16 protein-coding genes are annotated in these 16,368 nt (G+C 74.4%); 15 read left to right on the top strand and 1 reads right to left on the bottom strand.

Translation table 11 applies throughout. The features are described from left to right. From ssd to ACZ3YL_RS34955, 8 genes are all read left to right on the top strand, one after another. A partial coding sequence (gene ssd / locus ACZ3YL_RS34990) for a septum site-determining protein Ssd (RefSeq protein ID WP_465661395.1) occupies positions 1 to 712 on the top strand: 712 nt, incomplete at its 5' end. Next, positions 712 to 2,049 carry a TadA family conjugal transfer-associated ATPase gene (locus ACZ3YL_RS34985; protein ID WP_465661393.1) on the top strand — a complete coding sequence of 446 codons (1,338 nt, stop codon included), beginning with the start codon at positions 712 to 714 and terminating at the stop codon, positions 2,047 to 2,049. The genes ssd and ACZ3YL_RS34985, both read left to right, overlap by 1 nt. Continuing rightward, positions 2,046 to 2,228: a hypothetical protein gene (locus ACZ3YL_RS34980; RefSeq protein WP_188307677.1), complete on the top strand. Its 183-nt coding sequence runs from the start codon at positions 2,046 to 2,048 to the stop codon at positions 2,226 to 2,228. The genes ACZ3YL_RS34985 and ACZ3YL_RS34980 overlap by 4 nt, the downstream gene beginning before the upstream one ends. A gap of 1 nt (position 2,229) precedes the next feature. Then, on the top strand, positions 2,230 to 3,240 hold the full coding sequence (locus ACZ3YL_RS34975) for a type II secretion system F family protein (RefSeq protein ID WP_465661391.1): 1,011 nt from the start codon (positions 2,230 to 2,232) through the stop codon (positions 3,238 to 3,240). A gap of 347 nt (positions 3,241 to 3,587) precedes the next feature. Beyond that, positions 3,588 to 4,031 (top strand): type II secretion system F family protein, encoded by a 444-nt coding sequence (locus ACZ3YL_RS34970; RefSeq protein ID WP_465661390.1) that lies wholly within the window; start codon positions 3,588 to 3,590, stop codon positions 4,029 to 4,031. Between the two features lie 77 nt (positions 4,032 to 4,108). Beyond that, positions 4,109 to 4,390 (top strand): DUF4244 domain-containing protein, encoded by a 282-nt coding sequence (locus tag ACZ3YL_RS34965; protein ID WP_465661388.1) that lies wholly within the window; start codon positions 4,109 to 4,111, stop codon positions 4,388 to 4,390. A 124-nt stretch (positions 4,391 to 4,514) separates the two neighbouring features. Continuing rightward, a complete protein-coding gene (locus ACZ3YL_RS34960) occupies positions 4,515 to 4,910 on the top strand; it encodes a TadE family type IV pilus minor pilin (protein ID WP_465661397.1) in 396 nt (131 codons plus the stop codon). Beyond that, complete coding sequence (locus ACZ3YL_RS34955) at positions 4,898 to 5,428, top strand: Rv3654c family TadE-like protein (protein ID WP_317621080.1); 531 nt, start codon at positions 4,898 to 4,900, stop codon at positions 5,426 to 5,428. Before ACZ3YL_RS34960 ends, ACZ3YL_RS34955 begins: the two co-directional genes overlap by 13 nt. Here ACZ3YL_RS34955 and ACZ3YL_RS34950 read toward each other — a convergent pair. Continuing rightward, positions 5,423 to 7,846 (bottom strand): DEAD/DEAH box helicase, encoded by a 2,424-nt coding sequence (locus ACZ3YL_RS34950; RefSeq protein ID WP_465661386.1) that lies wholly within the window; start codon positions 7,844 to 7,846, stop codon positions 5,423 to 5,425. The genes ACZ3YL_RS34955 and ACZ3YL_RS34950 overlap by 6 nt on opposite strands. Positions 7,847 to 8,068: 222 nt before the next feature. On the opposite strand from ACZ3YL_RS34950, the gene bldG reads away from it, so the two are divergent. The 7 genes from bldG to topA all read left to right on the top strand — a co-directional run bounded on the left by bldG (position 8,069) and on the right by topA (position 16,360). After that, complete coding sequence (gene bldG, locus ACZ3YL_RS34945; RefSeq protein ID WP_188305076.1) at positions 8,069 to 8,410, top strand: anti-sigma factor antagonist BldG; 342 nt, start codon at positions 8,069 to 8,071, stop codon at positions 8,408 to 8,410. Between the two features lie 155 nt (positions 8,411 to 8,565). Continuing rightward, positions 8,566 to 8,985 carry an ATP-binding protein gene (locus tag ACZ3YL_RS34940; protein WP_465661383.1) on the top strand — a complete coding sequence of 140 codons (420 nt, stop codon included), beginning with the start codon at positions 8,566 to 8,568 and terminating at the stop codon, positions 8,983 to 8,985. Positions 8,986 to 9,169: 184 nt separating this feature from the next. Then, positions 9,170 to 9,538, top strand: a complete 369-nt coding sequence (locus tag ACZ3YL_RS34935; RefSeq protein WP_465661381.1) for a cyclophilin-like fold protein — start codon at positions 9,170 to 9,172, stop codon at positions 9,536 to 9,538. A 212-nt stretch (positions 9,539 to 9,750) separates the two neighbouring features. Next, positions 9,751 to 10,530, top strand: coding sequence for a small secreted protein (locus ACZ3YL_RS34930; RefSeq protein ID WP_465661379.1), 780 nt, complete (start codon positions 9,751 to 9,753; stop codon positions 10,528 to 10,530). A gap of 301 nt (positions 10,531 to 10,831) precedes the next feature. After that, a complete protein-coding gene (locus tag ACZ3YL_RS34925; protein ID WP_188305072.1) occupies positions 10,832 to 12,364 on the top strand; it encodes a DUF7059 domain-containing protein in 1,533 nt (510 codons plus the stop codon). Positions 12,365 to 12,590: 226 nt separating this feature from the next. Beyond that, positions 12,591 to 13,049, top strand: a complete 459-nt coding sequence (locus ACZ3YL_RS34920; RefSeq protein WP_465661377.1) for a hypothetical protein — start codon at positions 12,591 to 12,593, stop codon at positions 13,047 to 13,049. A 449-nt stretch (positions 13,050 to 13,498) separates the two neighbouring features. After that, positions 13,499 to 16,360 (top strand): type I DNA topoisomerase, encoded by a 2,862-nt coding sequence (gene topA, locus ACZ3YL_RS34915; RefSeq protein WP_465661375.1) that lies wholly within the window; start codon positions 13,499 to 13,501, stop codon positions 16,358 to 16,360. Positions 16,361 to 16,368 lie beyond the last annotated feature (8 nt).

The following is a 16,368-nucleotide window of genomic DNA, read 5'->3' as shown; positions in this document are numbered from 1 at the left end:
GCAGCGAACTCGTATCCGAAGCCGTCTTGAAGTCGCACCGACGAACGGGTTCGAGTGCATCCCGGCTCCAGATTCTTGGAACTCGCGCGCTTCGCTGGGCGGAGGCCTGGACGTCCTGCTCGGCGGCGAGACCGCCCGCGGGCTGCGCTGGCCCGACCTGGCCGCTTCGCGCGGGCGGGTCAGCGGGGCCGAACTGGCTCGGGCGCTGCCGGCCCTCAAACGGCTCTCCGCGCTGTCCTGCCTGTCCTGGGACCGCGGCGACACCCTCACGGTGCCGCCGGAGGCCATGCGCAGCGTGCTGGCCGCCTCCCGGCGGCGCGGCGGGCTGGTGGTGGTCGACGTGCCGCGCCATCTGGACGCCGCCGCCGGGCAGGCGCTGGAGCAGTCCGACTTGGCGCTGCTGGTCGTCCCGGCCGAGTTGCGCGCGGTGGCGGCGGCCGACCGGGTCGCGTCGGCGGCCCGGATGCGGCTCGCGGACATCCGGGCCGTGGTGCGGCCGATGCGGTCCGGCGGGCTGCCGGCGCACCGGATCGCGCGCGGTCTGCGGCTGGAGCTGGCCGGGGAGTTGGAACCGGAACCGGGCCTGGCCGAGGACGTCGAGAAGGGCGTCCCGCCCGGCATGCGGGACGGCGGCCCGCTCGCGCGCTTCTGCGCGACCTTCCTGAACGAGGTACTGCCGCCGGTGTCGGCGGTCGGAGGAGGTGTGTACTGATGGTCCGTCTTCGTAGGACAGGTCTTCGGGGCGGCGCCCCGGGCCCGGGCGGCGGTGCGCGGGAGCACCGGCTGCTGCGGAGCGTGCCGCCGCCCGGCGGTCCGCCCCAGGCCGAGCACGGGCCCTGCCCGTACGGCCGGACGGCCCGCGAGGAGCGGGCGGCGGAGCTGGTGGACGCGGTACGGCTGCGGCTGGCCGAGTCCGGGGCCGCCCCGACGGCGGGCTCGGTCGCGGCCGTGCTGCGGGCCACCCGCCCGCCGCTCGGCGGGGACGAGGTGCTGGACACCGTGCGCTCGCTGCGCGCCGAACTGGTGGGTGCGGGCCCGCTGGAACGGCTGCTGGCGGCGCCCGACGTCACGGACGTGCTGGTGAACGGGCCGGACGAGGTGTGGGTCGACCGTGGCGGCGGCCTGCACCGAGCCACCGGAGTCCGGTTCGCCGACGCCGAGGCGGTGCGGCGGCTGGCCCACCGGCTGGCCACCGCGGCCGGGCGGCGCCTGGACGACGCCCGGCCCTGGGTGGACGCCCGGCTGCCGGACGGCACCAGGCTGCACGCGGTGCTGCCGCCGATCGCGGCCGGCTGCACCCACATCTCGCTGCGGGTGTGCCGGCCCCGGCCGTTCACGCTCGACGAGTTGGTGGCGGGCGGTGCGCTGCCCCCGGAGGGTGCCGAGCTGCTGGCCGGCATCGTGCGGGCCCGGTTGTCGCTGCTGGTCTCCGGTGGGACGGGCTCGGGCAAGACGACTCTGCTCGCGGCGTTGCTCGGTCTGGTCGGGCCGGACGAACGGATCGTGATCGCCGAGGACTCCGCCGAGCTGCGACCGGCCCACCCGCACGTGGTCCGGTTGCAGAGCCGGCCGCCGAACCAGGAGGGGCTGGGCGAGTTCACCCTGCGGGACCTCGTCCGGCAGGCACTGCGGATGCGGCCGGACCGGCTGGTGATCGGCGAGGTCCGCGGGGCCGAGGTATCGGACCTGCTGGCCGCGCTCAACACCGGGCACGAGGGCGGCTGCGGCACCGTCCACGCCAATACGGCGGCGGACGTGCCGGTCCGGCTGGAGGCCCTGGGTTCACTCGCCGGACTCGACCGGCCGGCGCTGCACAGCCAACTGCGGGCCGCGCTGGACGTGGTGGTGCACCTGGTCCGGGATCCGGGCTCGGGGCGGCGCCGGGTGGCGGAGATCCACACGCTGGCCGGGGACCGCGATGGGCTGGCCGTGACCACCCCGGCGGTGGAGTTCCCCGCGGCGGGCGGGTTGCTGCCCGGGGTGGGCTGGGAGCGGCTGGTCAGGCTGCTGGCCGCGCGCGGGGTGACGCTCGGGGCGGGGGCGCCATGAGCGCGGCGTCGGTGGTGATGGCGGTGCCGGTTTCCATGGCGGTGCCGATGGTGGTGGCGGCGGCGGCCCAGGCGGAGCGGGAGCTGCGGTTGGTGGAGATCGGGTTCGTGCTGTTGCTGGCCGGGTGCGCGACGGGCGCCCTGGTGCTGCTCGGGGTGTGGGGCCGGAAGGAGCGATGAGATGGAGGTGATCGAGGTGATGCAAAGTCAGTTCGCGCTCTGCTGGGTGACGGTGCTCTGCCTGCTGGCTGTCGTCGGGTGGCGGGCCGCTCAGGAACAGCTGGCGGGTGAGCGGCGCTCCAGGCTGGTACTAACGGGCGCCGGGCCTCCAGCGCGCGGGCCGGCCCTGGAGGCCGCGCGGTGGGCGAGGGGCCGGCTTCCGCTGCTGCTGGCGCCCGAACTGCTGTTGCTGCCGCTGGGGTTGGTCGTCGGACAGGTCACCGCCTCGCCGGTGCCGGTGCTCGCGGCGGTACCGGCCGTCCTGCCGCTGCGGAGGTGGCGGCTGCGGCGCCGGCTGACGGTGGAGGCCGGGCAGCGGGCCGCTGCCGTGGTGGAGCTCTGCGCCGCGCTGGCCGGGGAGTTGCGCAGCGGCTCGACGCCGGAACAGGCGTTGCACCTGGTCACCGCGCGGCTCGCCACGGATCCGGACGGGCTGCGCCGGCTCGGTACGGAGCCGGTGGCCCGGCTGGCGGCGGGCCGTTACGGCGGGGACGTCCCCGCGGCGCTCCAGCTGCTGGCCGAACTGCCGGGCGGCAGCGGGGCGGCGGCGATCGCGGCCTGCTGGCGGGTCGCCTCCGACGGCGGCTCAGGGCTGGCCGCCGCGCTGGACCGGGTCGCGGAGGCGCTGCGCGGTGAGCGGGCGCTGGCGGAGGAGATTGCCGGGGAGTTGGCCGGGCCGCGGGCGACGATCGCGGTCCTGGCCGCCCTGCCGGGCGTGGGGTTGCTGCTGGGCGGCGCGCTCGGGGCCCGCCCGCTGGAGGTCCTGCTGCACACCTCGGCCGGGCTCGGCTGTCTCGCGGTGGGGGCGGCTCTGGAGGGCCTGGGGGTGTTCTGGACGGCCCGCATCGTCCGGGCGGCGGCGCGGGGTGGTCTTGCGGTCCCCAAGGGCGCCGAAGGCGTCGATGAGAGCGGGAGCGGGAGTCGAGGGCGCCCGCGGGCGCGGGTGCTCGGCGCCGGGCTGGGGGTGGGGTGATGCGGGGCGTCCAGTGGGTGCTGGCCGGGCTTCCGGTGGCGGCGGCGGTGGTGGCGGCAGCAGCGGTGATGCCGATGCGGCGCTGGGCCGGGCGGCGGGCTTTCGCCTGGGAGCGGGCGCGGGAGGAGGGGTGGGAGGCGGAGCGGGAACAAACGGGCGCGAGGGCCCGGGGTGTTGGGCCTCGGCGGCGCGCGGCGGTGGCGGTCGGCGCGGGGCTGGCTGTGGCAGTGCTGGTCGGGGGTGGCGTCGGGGCGGTGGCCGGGGTACTGGCGGCGGTGGGCGTCTTTCGGTGGTCCGCCCGGGCGCGGTCGCCGACGGACCGGCGGGCGGCGCTGGAGGAGGAGGTGATGCTCAGACAGCTCCCGCTGGGTGCAGAGCTGTTGGCGGCCTGTCTCGGCTCGGCGGCGCTGTCCTCGGCGGCGGTGTCGGCGGTGGGCCGGAGCGTGGGCGCGCCGCTGGGGCCGAGGCTGGTGGCGATCGGGGCCGAACTGGCCCTGGGCGCCCCGCCGGAGCTGTGCTGGACCCGGCTGGGCGAGCAGCACCCTTCGCTGGCACCGCTGGCGCGCTGCCTGGTCCGGACGAGCCTCAGCGGGGCTCCGGCGGCCGGTCCGCTGATCGGGCTGGCCCAGGCGCAGCGGGCAGCCGCGGCCCGCGCTGCCCACGCCCGGGTCCGCCGGGCCGCGGTGCTCGCCACCGCCCCGCTCGGGCTCTGCTTTCTCCCGGCCTTCGTCCTGGTCGGGGTGGTGCCGGTGGTGATCGGCCTCACCAGCCATTTCGCGCAAGCGATGTGAGTGAGCGGTGGATCCGGGTCCGGATCCACCGAAGAGCCAGAACAGATCTAGAAGTGAGCACAGAACAGGAGAGATTCATGACTGCAGTGATCATGATCAGGCCGGGCACCGGGTGTCCGCTCCGGCACGTGTCGGGGGCGTGGTGGCGCAACAGCCGTGGGGCCGCCCGTCGGGTGCGTCGGGTGGTCCGGGTGGTTCAGCGCCGGGGGCGGTCGGACGCCGGGATGACCACGGCCGAATACGCCGTCGGAACCTTGGGCGCGTGCGCCCTTGCCGCCGGCCTGTACAAGGTGGTGACCAGCGCGGCCATCACCGGGGCACTGACCGAGATGCTGGAACGGGCGCTCCATGCGACGTAGCGCTCGTCCGCGAAGCCTCGCCGCTCGGGTCTCCTTCGCCGGCGGGCCCGCTTCCCGTGCGGCCCGCGGGAGTTCGGAGGCAGGGCGCGTCGGGGCGGCCCAGGAAGGGAGAAGCCGGGGGCGGCTGCGGCCGGGGCGGCGTGGGGACGCGGGCTTCGTCACGGCGGAGACGGCGGTGGCGCTGCCCGCGCTCGTCCTGCTCGCGGCGATGCTGATCTGGGGCGTGCTCGCGGCGGCCGCGCAGATCACCTGCGTGGACGCGGCCCGGATCGGCGCCAGGGCAGCCGCACGAGGGGAGCCGGACGCCGAGGGGCTCGCCCGTGCGGCGGCCCCGCCGGGCGCACGGGTCCGGGTGGCGGTCGCGGCGGACACGGTGCGGGTCGACGTGGACGCCCCGTCCGCGGCGCCGGGCCGGCTGGGCGGGCTGCTCGCGGTCCGGGTCGGTGCGATGGCCGTGGCCGCGCGGGAGGACGTGCTGGGCGGCCGCACGGAGGGAGGTGGCGGCCCGTGGCCCGTCTGACCGGCGCTCGGTGGGCGGCTCGGTGGGCCGCGCGAGTTCGCGCCGCCCGGGCCGCCGCGCCCGGCGGGAACGGGTACGCGGCGGACGCGGGTTCGGCGACGGTCTGGCTGCTCGCCCTGGCGATGCTGGGCACGGTGGTCTTCGCCGCGACCATCGCGGTCGGCGCGGTGGTCGCCGCCCGTCACCGGGCCGAGTCGGCCGCGGACCTGGCGGCCCTCGCGGCCGCGGACCGGCTGCTGCTGGACCCGGACGGCGGCTGCGGTCGGGCCGCCGGGATCGCTGCGGCGCAGGGCGCCGGGCTGGTGTCCTGCGCGGTGGACCGCTCGGCGGATGCCGTCGAGGTGGTGGCCGAGGTGCCGGTCGGCGGTCTCCCGCTGCGACTGCCGGTCGGTCCGGCGCGGGCGAGGGCCCGGGCCGGACCGGTCCGGGCACCGGTCAGCACGGCGGAGGACGGTCTCGGCGCGGTGCGGGGCGGCGCGGAGGACGCGGCGGTCGCCGAGGAGGGGGTGGCCTCATGAGGCGGCCGGCGCTCCACCGTCCGAGCCCGCTGCGGAGTCCGTCGCGGAGTCCGTCGCGGAGTCTGTCGCGGACTCTGCCGCAGGGCCTGTCGTTGAGGCCGCCTCGGGTGCCCCGGCCAGCAGGACGTCCAGCAGCCGAACGGCGGCCGCCTTGTCCAGCGGGTCGTTCCCGTTGCCGCACTTGGGCGACTGGACGCAGGACGGGCAGCCGCGCTCGCACTCGCAGGCGGCGATCGCCGCGCGGGTGGCGGTCAGCCACTGGACGGCTCGTTGGAAGCCGCGTTCGGCGAAGCCGGCCCCGCCCGGGTGGCCGTCGTAGACGAACACGGTGGGCAGCCCGGTGTCGGGGTGCAGTGGGACGGAGACGCCGCCGATGTCCCACCGGTCGCAGGTGGCGAACAGTGGCAGCAGGCCGATCGAGGCGTGCTCGGCGGCGTGGGCGGCGCCGGGCAGCCGGTCCAGCGGGAGGTCCGCGTCGAGCAGTTGGTCCTCGGTGACGGACCACCAGACCGCCCGGGTGCGCAGGGTACGGGGCGGGAGGTCGAGCTTGCTCTCGCCCATGATCTCCCCGGTGGAGATCCGCTTCCGGAGGTAGCCGACCACCTGGTTGACCACCTCCACGGAGCCGAAGCTGAGCCGGCCCTCGCCCCAGTGGACGGTGGTGTCGGTGTCGAGGACGGAGATGGAGGTGATGTCACGGGCGGCCGTGGTGTACGGCGGGTCGGCCGGTTCGACCAGGGCGACCGAGTCCTCCAGGTCGAGCTCCCGGACCAGGTAGGTGCGGCCCTGGTGGAGGTGGACGGCCCCGGTGTGGACGGTGGTGTGAGCGGCCGCGGCGTCCACCGTGCCGAGCAGTCGGCCGGTGTCCGCCTCCACGATCTGCACCGGGCTGCCACCGCTGCCCCGCAGGTCGACGGCGTCGGCCGCGCGCTCCCGGCGGGTCCAGTACCAGGAGCCGTCGGTGCGCCGGCGCAACAGGCCGCGCCGTTCCAGCACCGGCAGCAGCGGTGCGGTGGACGGGCCGAACAGCTCCAGGTCGGCATCGGTGAGCGGGAGTTCGGCCGCGGCCGCGCACAGGTGCGGGGCGAGCACGTGCGGGTTGTCGGGGTCGAGCACGGTGGCCTCGACGGGCGTCGCGAACAGTGCCTCCGGGTGGTGCACCAGATAGGTGTCCAGCGGGTCGTCCCGGGCGATCAGGACGGCCAGCGCGCCCTGGGCCTCCCGGCCCGCCCGCCCGGCCTGCTGCCACAGCGAGGCCCGGGTGCCGGGGTAGCCGGCCATCAGGACGGCGTCCAGGCCGGAGATGTCGACGCCGAGTTCGAGAGCGGAGGTGGAGGCGAGTCCGAGCAGTCGGCCGGAGTGCAGATCGCGCTCCAGGGCCCGGCGTTCGTCGGCGAGGTAGCCGCCGCGGTAGGCGGCCACCCGGTCGGCGAGCGGTCGACCGAGCTGGTCCTGGGTCTGTAGCGCGACAAGTTCGGCGGCGCGCCGGGAGCGGACGAACACGACGGTCCGGGTCTGCCGTTCGACCAGGTCGGTCAGCAGGTGCGCGGCCTCGGCGGTGGCGGTGCGGCGCACCGGGGCGCCGTGCTCGCCGACGTTCTCGGTCAGCGGCGGCTCCCAGAGGCCGAAGACCATCGGTCCGCGCGGCGAGCCGTCCTCGGTGACGGCCACGGCGGGCAGGCCGGTCAGCCGTCGGGCGGTGGCGGCCGGGTCGGCGGTGGTGGCGGAGGCGAGCAGGAAGGTGGGTGACGAACCGTAACGGGCGCAGATGCGGCGCAGCCGCCGCAGTACCTGGGCGACGTGCGAGCCGAACACGCCCCGGTAGCTGTGGCACTCGTCGACGACCACGTAGCGCAGCACCTTGAGGAAGGAGGACCAGCGGGCGTGCGCGGGCAGGATGCCCCGGTGCAGCATGTCGGGGTTGGTGAGCACGTAGGAGGCGTACTGGCGGACCCACTCGCGCTCCTCGGGCGGGGTGTCGCCGTCGTAGAGGGCGGCCCGGACCCTCGGCGGGGCGAGTTCGGCGGCGCGGCGGCGCTGGTCGGCGGCGAGCGCCTTGGTCGGGGCGAGGTAGAGCGCGGTGGCGCCGCGGCCGTTGCGGGCCTCGGTGCCGTCCAGCAGGTCGCTGAGCACCGGTGCCAGGTAGCCCAGCGACTTGCCCGAGGCGGTGCCTGTGGCGATCACCACAGTCTGGCCGCTTTTGGCCAGGTTCATCGCTTCTGCCTGGTGCGCCCAGGGCTGTTCCACACCGACGTCCAGGGCCGAGGCGACGATCTCCGGTCGGATTGAGTCGGGCCAGGGCGAATAACGCGCAGGTCGGGCGGGAAGGTGCTCCGTATGGGTGAGCCGGTCGGCCCGCCCCCGACTGTTGGACAGGGTCGTGAGCAGTGCCTCGGGCAGGCTGTGTCGGGGCGGCATGAGGACCCAGTGTGTCACTGGCGTGACGGAGAATCGTCGTAAGCCATCGTGCGGCCATGGTCGCAGGTGGTTGAATGTGGCCGTGACGGCCGTATGGCCGTGGGTCGCAGCGCTGAGGCTTGCCACGCGTTGGTTTGGCACGCTCGGGCTCGCGACCATGCGGTGGCGGCCGTCCGGCCGAGGATCGCACATGACGTAGCAAGGCAAGGTGCTGGAGGTTCCGTGGACCTGTCCCTGTCGACCCGTGCAGTCGGCGATCGTACGGTCGTCGAGGTTGGCGGCGAGATCGATGTGTACACCGCCCCGAAGCTGCGGGAGCAGCTGGTCGAGCTCGTCAACGACGGCAAGTACCACCTCGTCGTCGACATGGAGGGCGTCGATTTCCTCGACTCGACCGGCCTCGGCGTGCTCGTCGGCGGTCTGAAGCGAGTGCGCGCCCACGAGGGCTCGCTGCGCCTGGTGTGCAACCAGGAGCGCATTCTCAAGATTTTCCGGATCACCGGTCTGACCAAGGTGTTCCCGATCCACACCTCGGTGGACGACGCGGTCGCCGCGACGGACTGACGCGTCCGGGCCGGTCCGTGTGGCCGGCCCGCCCGTTCCACGCGTCCGGGTGCGGGGCCCGCGTGGCCCCGCACTCCCCGGACGTCTCAGGGCCGGTCGAACCGGTCCGCGGGGCCGCATCGCCGGCCCCGGTCGGAGCACCCCGAGGGGGAGAGATGGCAACCGTCGAACTTCGATTCAGCGCGCTTCCCGAGCACGTGCGGACGGCCCGGTTGGTCGCCGCGGCCGTCGCCAGACGGGCCGGGGTCGACGAGTCGGTGCTCGACGAGGTACGGCTCGCGGTCGGTGAGGCCTGCTCCCGCGCGGTCGGTCTGCACCAGCGTGGTGGGATCGGCGGCACGGTACGGGTCGCGTTGACCGACCAGGAGAAGCGTTTCCTCATCGAGGTCGAGGACGAGGCCGGCCCCGCCGCCGTCCCGACCGCTGGCGCCGCCGAGGGCGGCGACCCGGACGAGGACACCCTGGGCCTCGCCGTGATCACCGGGCTGGTGGAGGACCTGGAGGTCGCCAACGGCGCCGACGGCGGCGTGATCCGGATGAGCTGGCCGCTCTCGGTCGCCTCTGTCGCGGTCTGACGGCACCGAGCGGACTCGGCGGACTCGGCGGTCCCATGCGGCCGAGGGCCGCTCCTGCACCGTGCCCGGGATTCCGTTCCGTTCCGTGGGCAGTCGTTGACAAATTGTTGAGCCTGGCGGTTCGCTGCTTCCGGCACGACCGGGTCCGGTCCTCGATCGGACCTGTCGCGGAACGAGGAAGTACATGCGGATACGCATCCTGTGGCCGGCCGGGCAGGCCACCGCCACGCTGGCGGCCACCCCCACCACCGAGGCGCTCTGGGCAGCGTTGCCGATCGGTTCGACGGCCGAAACCTGGGGCGAGGAGGTCTACTTCGGCACGCCCGTCAGCGTGCCGCGGGAGGCCGGCGCCCGACAGGTGGTCGAGCCGGGAACGGTCGCGTTCTGGACGGACGGCGACAGCCTCGCGCTGCCGTACGGCCCGACCCCGGTCTCGCGTGACGGCGAGTGCCGACTGGCCGGCCCCTGCAACGTCCTCGGTCTGCTGCACGGGGACGCGCAGGTGCTGCGGACCGTTCGGCCGGGCGATCCGATCCGGGTCGAGCGGGCCTGAGCGGCGTCGGCGGCGGTCCGGGCGGCGGTCCGGGGCGCGGTGCCCGGAGCGGGAGTTCGGGGTGGGAGCTCGGCGCGGTGGTTCGGGGTGGCGGGTCGGGGCGGTGGTTCGGGGTGGGCGGAACGGGAGCCGGGCAGCCGGGAACCGGGCGCCCGCTGACGGCCGTGTAGGTTCGACGACCGAAGACGACCGAAACCGAAAGGCTTCTCCCGGTGAACAAGCGACTGCTGGCCGTACCCGCCCTCGGCGTGCTGCTCGCGTTCGGCGCCGTCGGCTGTGGCGGCGACGACAACAGCAAGCAGCTGGAGTCCTGGGCGTCGAACGTCTGCGGCGCGGCCAAGGACCCGATCGCCCAGGCACAGGCCGCGCTCGCCGACACCGCCCAGGTGAAGACCGGTGAGTCCCCGGCGGACCTGCAGAAGCGGCTCTCGACGGACATCGGGCGACTGGCCAAGACCAACCAGGACATCGCGGCCGCGATCGACGCGGCCGGTGCGCCCAAGGTGGACAACGGCGCGGCCCTGCAGAAGGACACCGTCGACGAGCTGAAGAAGGCCGCCGACGGCTACCAGGAGGTCCAGAAGAAGCTGGACGCGCTGGCCACCGACGACCAGGCGAAGTTCGCGGACGCGCTGCACAGCGTCTCCGACAAGCTCCAGCAGATGACCTCGCTGTCCACCCAGGCGCAGAGCAAGCTGCAGCGCGGCGACCTCGGTGCGGCGATGGCCAAGCAGGAGGGGTGCAAGCCCTCCCAGGCCACCCCGGGTGCCGGTGCGAGCGCCGGCGCCGGCGGTTCCTCGGCCACCCCGGGTGCCGGTGCCGCCCCGAGCGCCGGTACCACTCCGAGTGCCGGAGCCTCGGCCTCGGCCGGTGCCCCCGCGCCGGGTGCGACGGACTCCGCGAGCCCGGCGGCCACCCCCTCGGCGGGCAGCGCCGGCACCCCGGCGGCCCCGGCCTCGACCCCGGCCGCCCCGGCGCCGAGCGCGAGCTGACCGAGGGCGGGGAGGCGCCGGGAGGAGGCGCCGGGAGGAGCACGGTGGCAGGAGGGCCGGGGCCGTTCGAAGGAGCGGCCCCGGCCCTCTGCGCGTGAGCGCTGCCGTTCGGGTCGAGCCACTCGGGCCGATGTTCCGTTTCCGGCCGGCGGGGCGCGTCGGTCGGGGCTGGGGCGTGGGGGCTGGATCGTGCTCCCGGTGGGGGCCGACGGAGCGGTGGGCGCCGGGCGCTGGGGGCGCGGTGGTCCGCCCTGCCGGGCCGGTGGGGCCGGGGTGGGGCGGAGCGGGGGACAATGGCGGGGTGATCAGTAGCCCCGTTCTCGACCCGACCCGTCTGGCCAAGCTGCGCGAGGCGCTGTTGGCCGCCTCGTTCACCGCCGACGGGTGCCTCGACCTGCTGGGGCCCACCGGCTACGCGGCGTTGGCCCGTAGCGAGGCGGTCCCGGCGCTGCGCGCGACGCGTGGCGGCAGCCCGCTGGAGACCCTGGTGCGGCTGTTCCTGCTGCAGCAGCCGGTGCCGTACCGGGCGGCGGCGGCCGCGCTGCCGGTGGAGGACTGCCTGGCGGACGGCTGGCTGCGCCCGGACGGCGATCTGGTGCGGGCCACGGTGGACGTCCGGCCGTACGCCAACGAAGTTGCCGGGATGCCCAGTTCGGATGCCTGGGTGGTCTCCGACCTGGGCTGCGCGGTCGGCGGCGCGGGCGGGATCGGCTCCGGCGAGACTGCGCACGGGGTGGCCCGTAAGGACCTGGTGCTGGGGGTCGGCGGGGCGTCCACGACGCTGGCCAACATCACCGTGCGGCGCCCCGTCCGGGCGGCGCTGGACCTCGGTTCGGGCTCCGGCGTGCAGGCGCTGCACGCGGCCCGGCACGCCGGGAGCGTCACCGCGACCGACCTCAACCCGCGCGCGCTGCGGTTCACCGAACTGACCCTGGCGCTGTCCGGGTTCGACAACACCGAGGTGCTCACCGGGAGCCTCTTCGAGCCGGTCGGGGAGCGGAAGTTCGACCTGATCGTCTCCAATCCGCCGTTCGTCATCTCGCCGGCCGGACGGTTCACCTACCGGGACGGCGGCATGGCCGGGGACGACCTGTGCCGCAGCCTGGTGCGTTCGGCCGCCGAGCACCTGGAGCCGGGCGGCTACTGCCAGTTGCTCGCCAACTGGCAGCACGTGGAGGGCGAGGACTGGCAGGAGCGGCTGGCCGGCTGGGTGGCGGGCACCGGGCTGGACGCCTGGATCGTCCAGCGCGAGGTCCAGGACGTGGCCCAGTACGCCGAGTTGTGGCTGCGTGACGGTGGCGACCACCGGGGCCCGGGCGGCGACTACCAGGCCCGGTACGGCGAGTGGTTGGACGCCTTCGAGGCGGGCCGGATCGAGGGCATCGGGATGGGCTGGATCACCCTGCGGGCGGGCGGCGCCGAGCGTCCGACCGTCCGGGTGGAGGAGTGGCCGCACCCGGTGGAGCAGCCGCTCGGTCCGCACATCGACGCGTGGTTCGACCGGCAGGACTTCCTGCGCTCGCACGACGACGCGGGCCTGCTCGCGGCCCGTTACGTGCTGGCCGACGAGGTGGTCCAGGAGCAGGTCGGCGCGCCGGGGGCGGAGGATCCGGAGCACGTGGTGCTGCGTCACAACCGGGGCATGCGGCGGGCCACCAAGGTGGACACCGTGGGAGCCGGGTTCGTCGGGGTCTGCGACGGGACGCTGTCGGCGGGCGAGATCGTGGACGCCATCGCGCACCTGCTGGGCGAGGACCGGGTGGTGCTGCGGGACCGGGTGCCGGAGTCGCTCCGGCTGCTGACCGAGCAGGGGTTCATCGACCCGGTGCGGTGAGCGCGGTGGGGTGAGCCCGGGGCGATGAAGACGTTCGCTGAACCCGGCGCGGTGACCAGCGCCCGGTGATGCCCGTGCGGTGGAACGCCGCGCGGGCACCCGTGGGTTCACCCGCCCGTACCCGGTGGTTCGTCCGGCGGTCCTGGTCCGGCCGTCCGCCGTTGGTCGGATGCTGTGAGGCTCCGTCCACAGGCTGTGGACAGAGTCGGGGATCCGGGGGCCAGGGGTGGACGCGACGACGGCGACCGTGGGCGGGCTGGTGCTCGCCCTCTTCGGTGGCGCGCTGCTGCTCTGGTGCGCCGCCGAAGTGCGCCTTCGCCACCGGGTGCGCCGACTGGGGGTGCCGGTGGTGGCCACGGTCGTCGCCGAGAACGACGCGCACGGCCGGCTCGACAGCGCGCCGCTGCTCTCCTTCTCCGTGCCGCCGGCCGTGGGCGGGTCCGGTGCCGCCCGGATCGCGGAACTGGTGCTCACCCGGCCGCGCGGGCACACTCCGCTGCGCCGTCCGGAGCGGTTCGCGCCTGGTGCCTCGGTGCGGGTCTGCTACGACCCGGACCGGCCCTGCCGGGCGGTGCTGGCGGCGGGAGAGGTCCGCCGGGCGGCGGCCGTGGACCTGCTGTGGAGCGCCCTGGGCGTGGCGTGTCTGGGGGCGGGCGCCGGGCTGCTGGCGGCGGTCGGCCGCTGAAGTCGCGGTCGGCCCGTCCGGTTCGGTTCCGTCCGGTTCAGTTTCGTCCGGTTCGGTCCTGCTTGGTCCGGTGCTTTCCCGTTCTGGCGGGTCCCGTCCGGCTTTCGCCGGCCACGGCGGCGCGATCCGGAGAGCGCGATACCGCAAGCACGCCGATTTATCCGTTGACAGATCTTGAAATCCGTCATTCCATCCTCCGGAACCTGCCGAAGCCCCCCTCCGCGGGGCGCGAACCTCCGTCATCGGGTTACCGTTCGAGTGGCGTCGGCGAGTCCGGCAAGCGAAGTAGCGGGAACCGTCCGTTTGACAAGGGTGGCCGGGGTACGGTCACACTCCGCTGGTGGGGTGTCGTCAAGCGGCGACCCCGGGACGGTGGAGGGGTCGGGCGGAGTGCAGCCCCTGCTGCCGGCGCCGACCAGCCACATATGGACCGGGAGAGAAGAGCGAAGGTGTCCCCGAGCAGCGAGACCGCGCACGGACAGCGACTCGTCATTGTCGAGTCGCCGGCCAAGGCGAAGACGATCAAGGGCTACCTGGGCCCCGGCTACATCGTCGAGGCGAGCGTCGGACACATCCGCGACCTGCCCAGCACCGCGGCCGAGGTGCCGGACAAGTACACCGGCGAGGTGCGCCGCCTCGGGGTGGACGTGGACCACGACTTCGCGCCCATCTACGTGGTCAACGCGGACAAGAAGTCCCAGGTCAGCAAGTTGAAGTCACTGCTCGCGGAGTCCGACGAGCTCTTCCTCGCCACCGATGAGGACCGCGAGGGCGAGGCCATCGCGTGGCATCTCCAGCAGGTGCTCAAGCCCAAGGTGCCGGTGCACCGGATGGTGTTCCACGAGATCACCAAGACGGCGATCCAGGAGGCGGTGGCCAACCCGCGCGAGCTGAACCAGCGCCTGGTCGACGCCCAGGAGACCCGCCGCATCCTCGACCGCCTCTACGGCTTCGAGGTCTCGCCGGTGCTGTGGAAGAAGGTCATGCCGAAGCTGTCGGCGGGCCGGGTGCAGTCCGTGGCGACCCGTCTGGTGGTCGAGCGCGAGCGCGAGCGGATGGCCTTCCGCACCGCCTCGTACTGGGACCTGGTCGGCACCTTCGGCACCGGCCGCACCCCGGCCGACGCCGCCAACCCGGAGACCTTCGGTGCCCGGCTGGCCTCGGTCGACGGCAAGCGGATCGCCAGCGGCCGCGACTTCGGCTCGGACGGCCGGCTCAAGGCCGGCAGCGCCAACACCCTGCACCTGGACGAGCAGGCCGTCCGGCAGCTGGCCGCCGCCCTGGAGCAGACCGCGTTCAGCGTCCGCAGCGTCGAGTCCAAGCCCTACCGCCGCTCGCCGTACGCGCCGTTCCGCACCACCACGCTCCAGCAGGAGGCCAGCCGCAAGCTGGGCTTCGGCGCCAAGCGGACCATGCAGGTGGCCCAGAAGCTGTACGAGAACGGCTTCATCACCTATATGCGCACCGACTCCACCACGCTGTCGGACACCGCGATCTCCGCGGCCCGCACGCAGGTCACCCAGCTCTACGGTGCCGACTACCTGCCGGACGCGCCGCGCACCTACGCCAGCAAGGTCAAGAACGCCCAGGAGGCGCACGAGGCCGTCCGCCCCTCCGGCGACCGCTTCCGCACCCCCGCCGAGACCGGCCTGAGCGGCGACGACTTCAAGCTGTACGAGCTGATCTGGATGCGCACCGTCGCCTCCCAGATGAAGGACGCGGTCGGCCAGTCGGTCACCGTCCGGGTCGGTGGTGCCGCCGCCGACGGCCGGGACGTCGAGTTCTCCGCCTCCGGCAAGATCATCACCTTCCACGGCTTCCTCAAGGCCTACGTCGAGGGCGCCGACGACCCGAACGCCGAACTCGACGACCGCGAGCGCCGGCTGCCGCAGGTCACCCAGGGCGACCCGCTGGCCGCCGAGCGGATCACCCCGGAGGGCCACGCCACCAAGCCGCCGGCCCGCTACACCGAGGCCTCGCTGGTCAAGGAGCTGGAGGACCGGGAGATCGGCCGTCCCTCCACCTACGCGTCGATCATCGACACGATCATCCAGCGCCGGTACGTGTTCAAGAAGGGCACGGCGCTCGTCCCGTCCTTCCTCTCCTTCGCCGTGGTCAACCTGCTGGAGAAGCACTTCGGCCGGCTGGTCGACTACGACTTCACCGCGAGGATGGAGGACGACCTCGACCGGATCGCCGCCGGTGAGGCGCAGTCCGTGCCGTGGCTGAAGCGCTTCTACTTCGGCGAGGGCGAGGGCGCGGCCGGCGGTGCCGCCGAGGCCGGCAACGGCGACGGCGACCACCTGGGCGGCCTGAAGGAACTGGTCACCGACCTCGGCGCGATCGACGCCCGGGAGATCAGCTCGTTCCGGATCAGCGACGACCTCACCCTGCGGGTCGGCCGCTACGGCCCGTACGTCGAGCGCGCCTCCGTCGTCGAGGGCGAGCCCGGCCGGCGCGCCGACATCCCGGACGACCTGCCGCCGGACGAGCTGACCGTCGAGCTGGCCGAGGAGCTGCTGGCCAAGCCCAGCGGCGACTTCGAGCTCGGCCCGGACCCGGTCAGCGGCAACATGCTGGTCGCCAAGGACGGCCGCTACGGCCCGTACGTGACCGAGATCCTCCCCGAGGGCACGCCGAAGACCGGCAAGAACGCGGTCAAGCCGCGCACCGCCTCGCTGTTCAAGACGATGTCGCTGGACACCGTCACCCTGGAGGACGCGCTGCGGCTGCTCGCGCTGCCGCGCGTGGTCGGCACCGACGCCGAGGGCGCCGAGATCACCGCGCAGAACGGCCGCTACGGCCCGTACCTCAAGCGCGGCACCGACTCGCGCTCGCTCACCAGCGAGGACCAGCTCTTCACGATCACCCTCGACGAGGCGCTGGCGATCTACGCCCAGCCCAAGCAGCGCGGCCGGGCCGCCGCCGCCCCGCCGCTCAAGGAGCTGGGCACCGACCCGGTCAGCGAGCGTCCGGTGGTGGTCAAGGACGGCCGCTTCGGCCCGTACGTGACCGACGGCGAGACCAACGCCACGCTGCGCAAGGACGACGAGGTCGAGACCATCACGCCGGAGCGCGGCTACGAGCTGCTCGCCGAGAAGCGGGCGCGCGGACCGGTCAAGAAGGTGGCCAAGAAGGCCCCGGCGAAGAAGGCCGTGGCCAAGAAGACGACCACCACCAAGACGGCGGCGACCAAGACCGCCGCCAAGAAGACGGCCGCGAAGAAGACCACCACCAAGACGGCGGCGGCGAAGAAGACGGCGGCCAAGAAGACCGCGGCGGCCGAGACCACCGCGACCGACGAGGGCTGATCCGCCGG

Source organism: Kitasatospora sp. NPDC023176 (assembly GCF_055560495.1).
The sequence above is the reverse complement of the archived record's forward strand: the minus strand, read 5'-3'. Positions and strand labels throughout refer to the sequence as shown.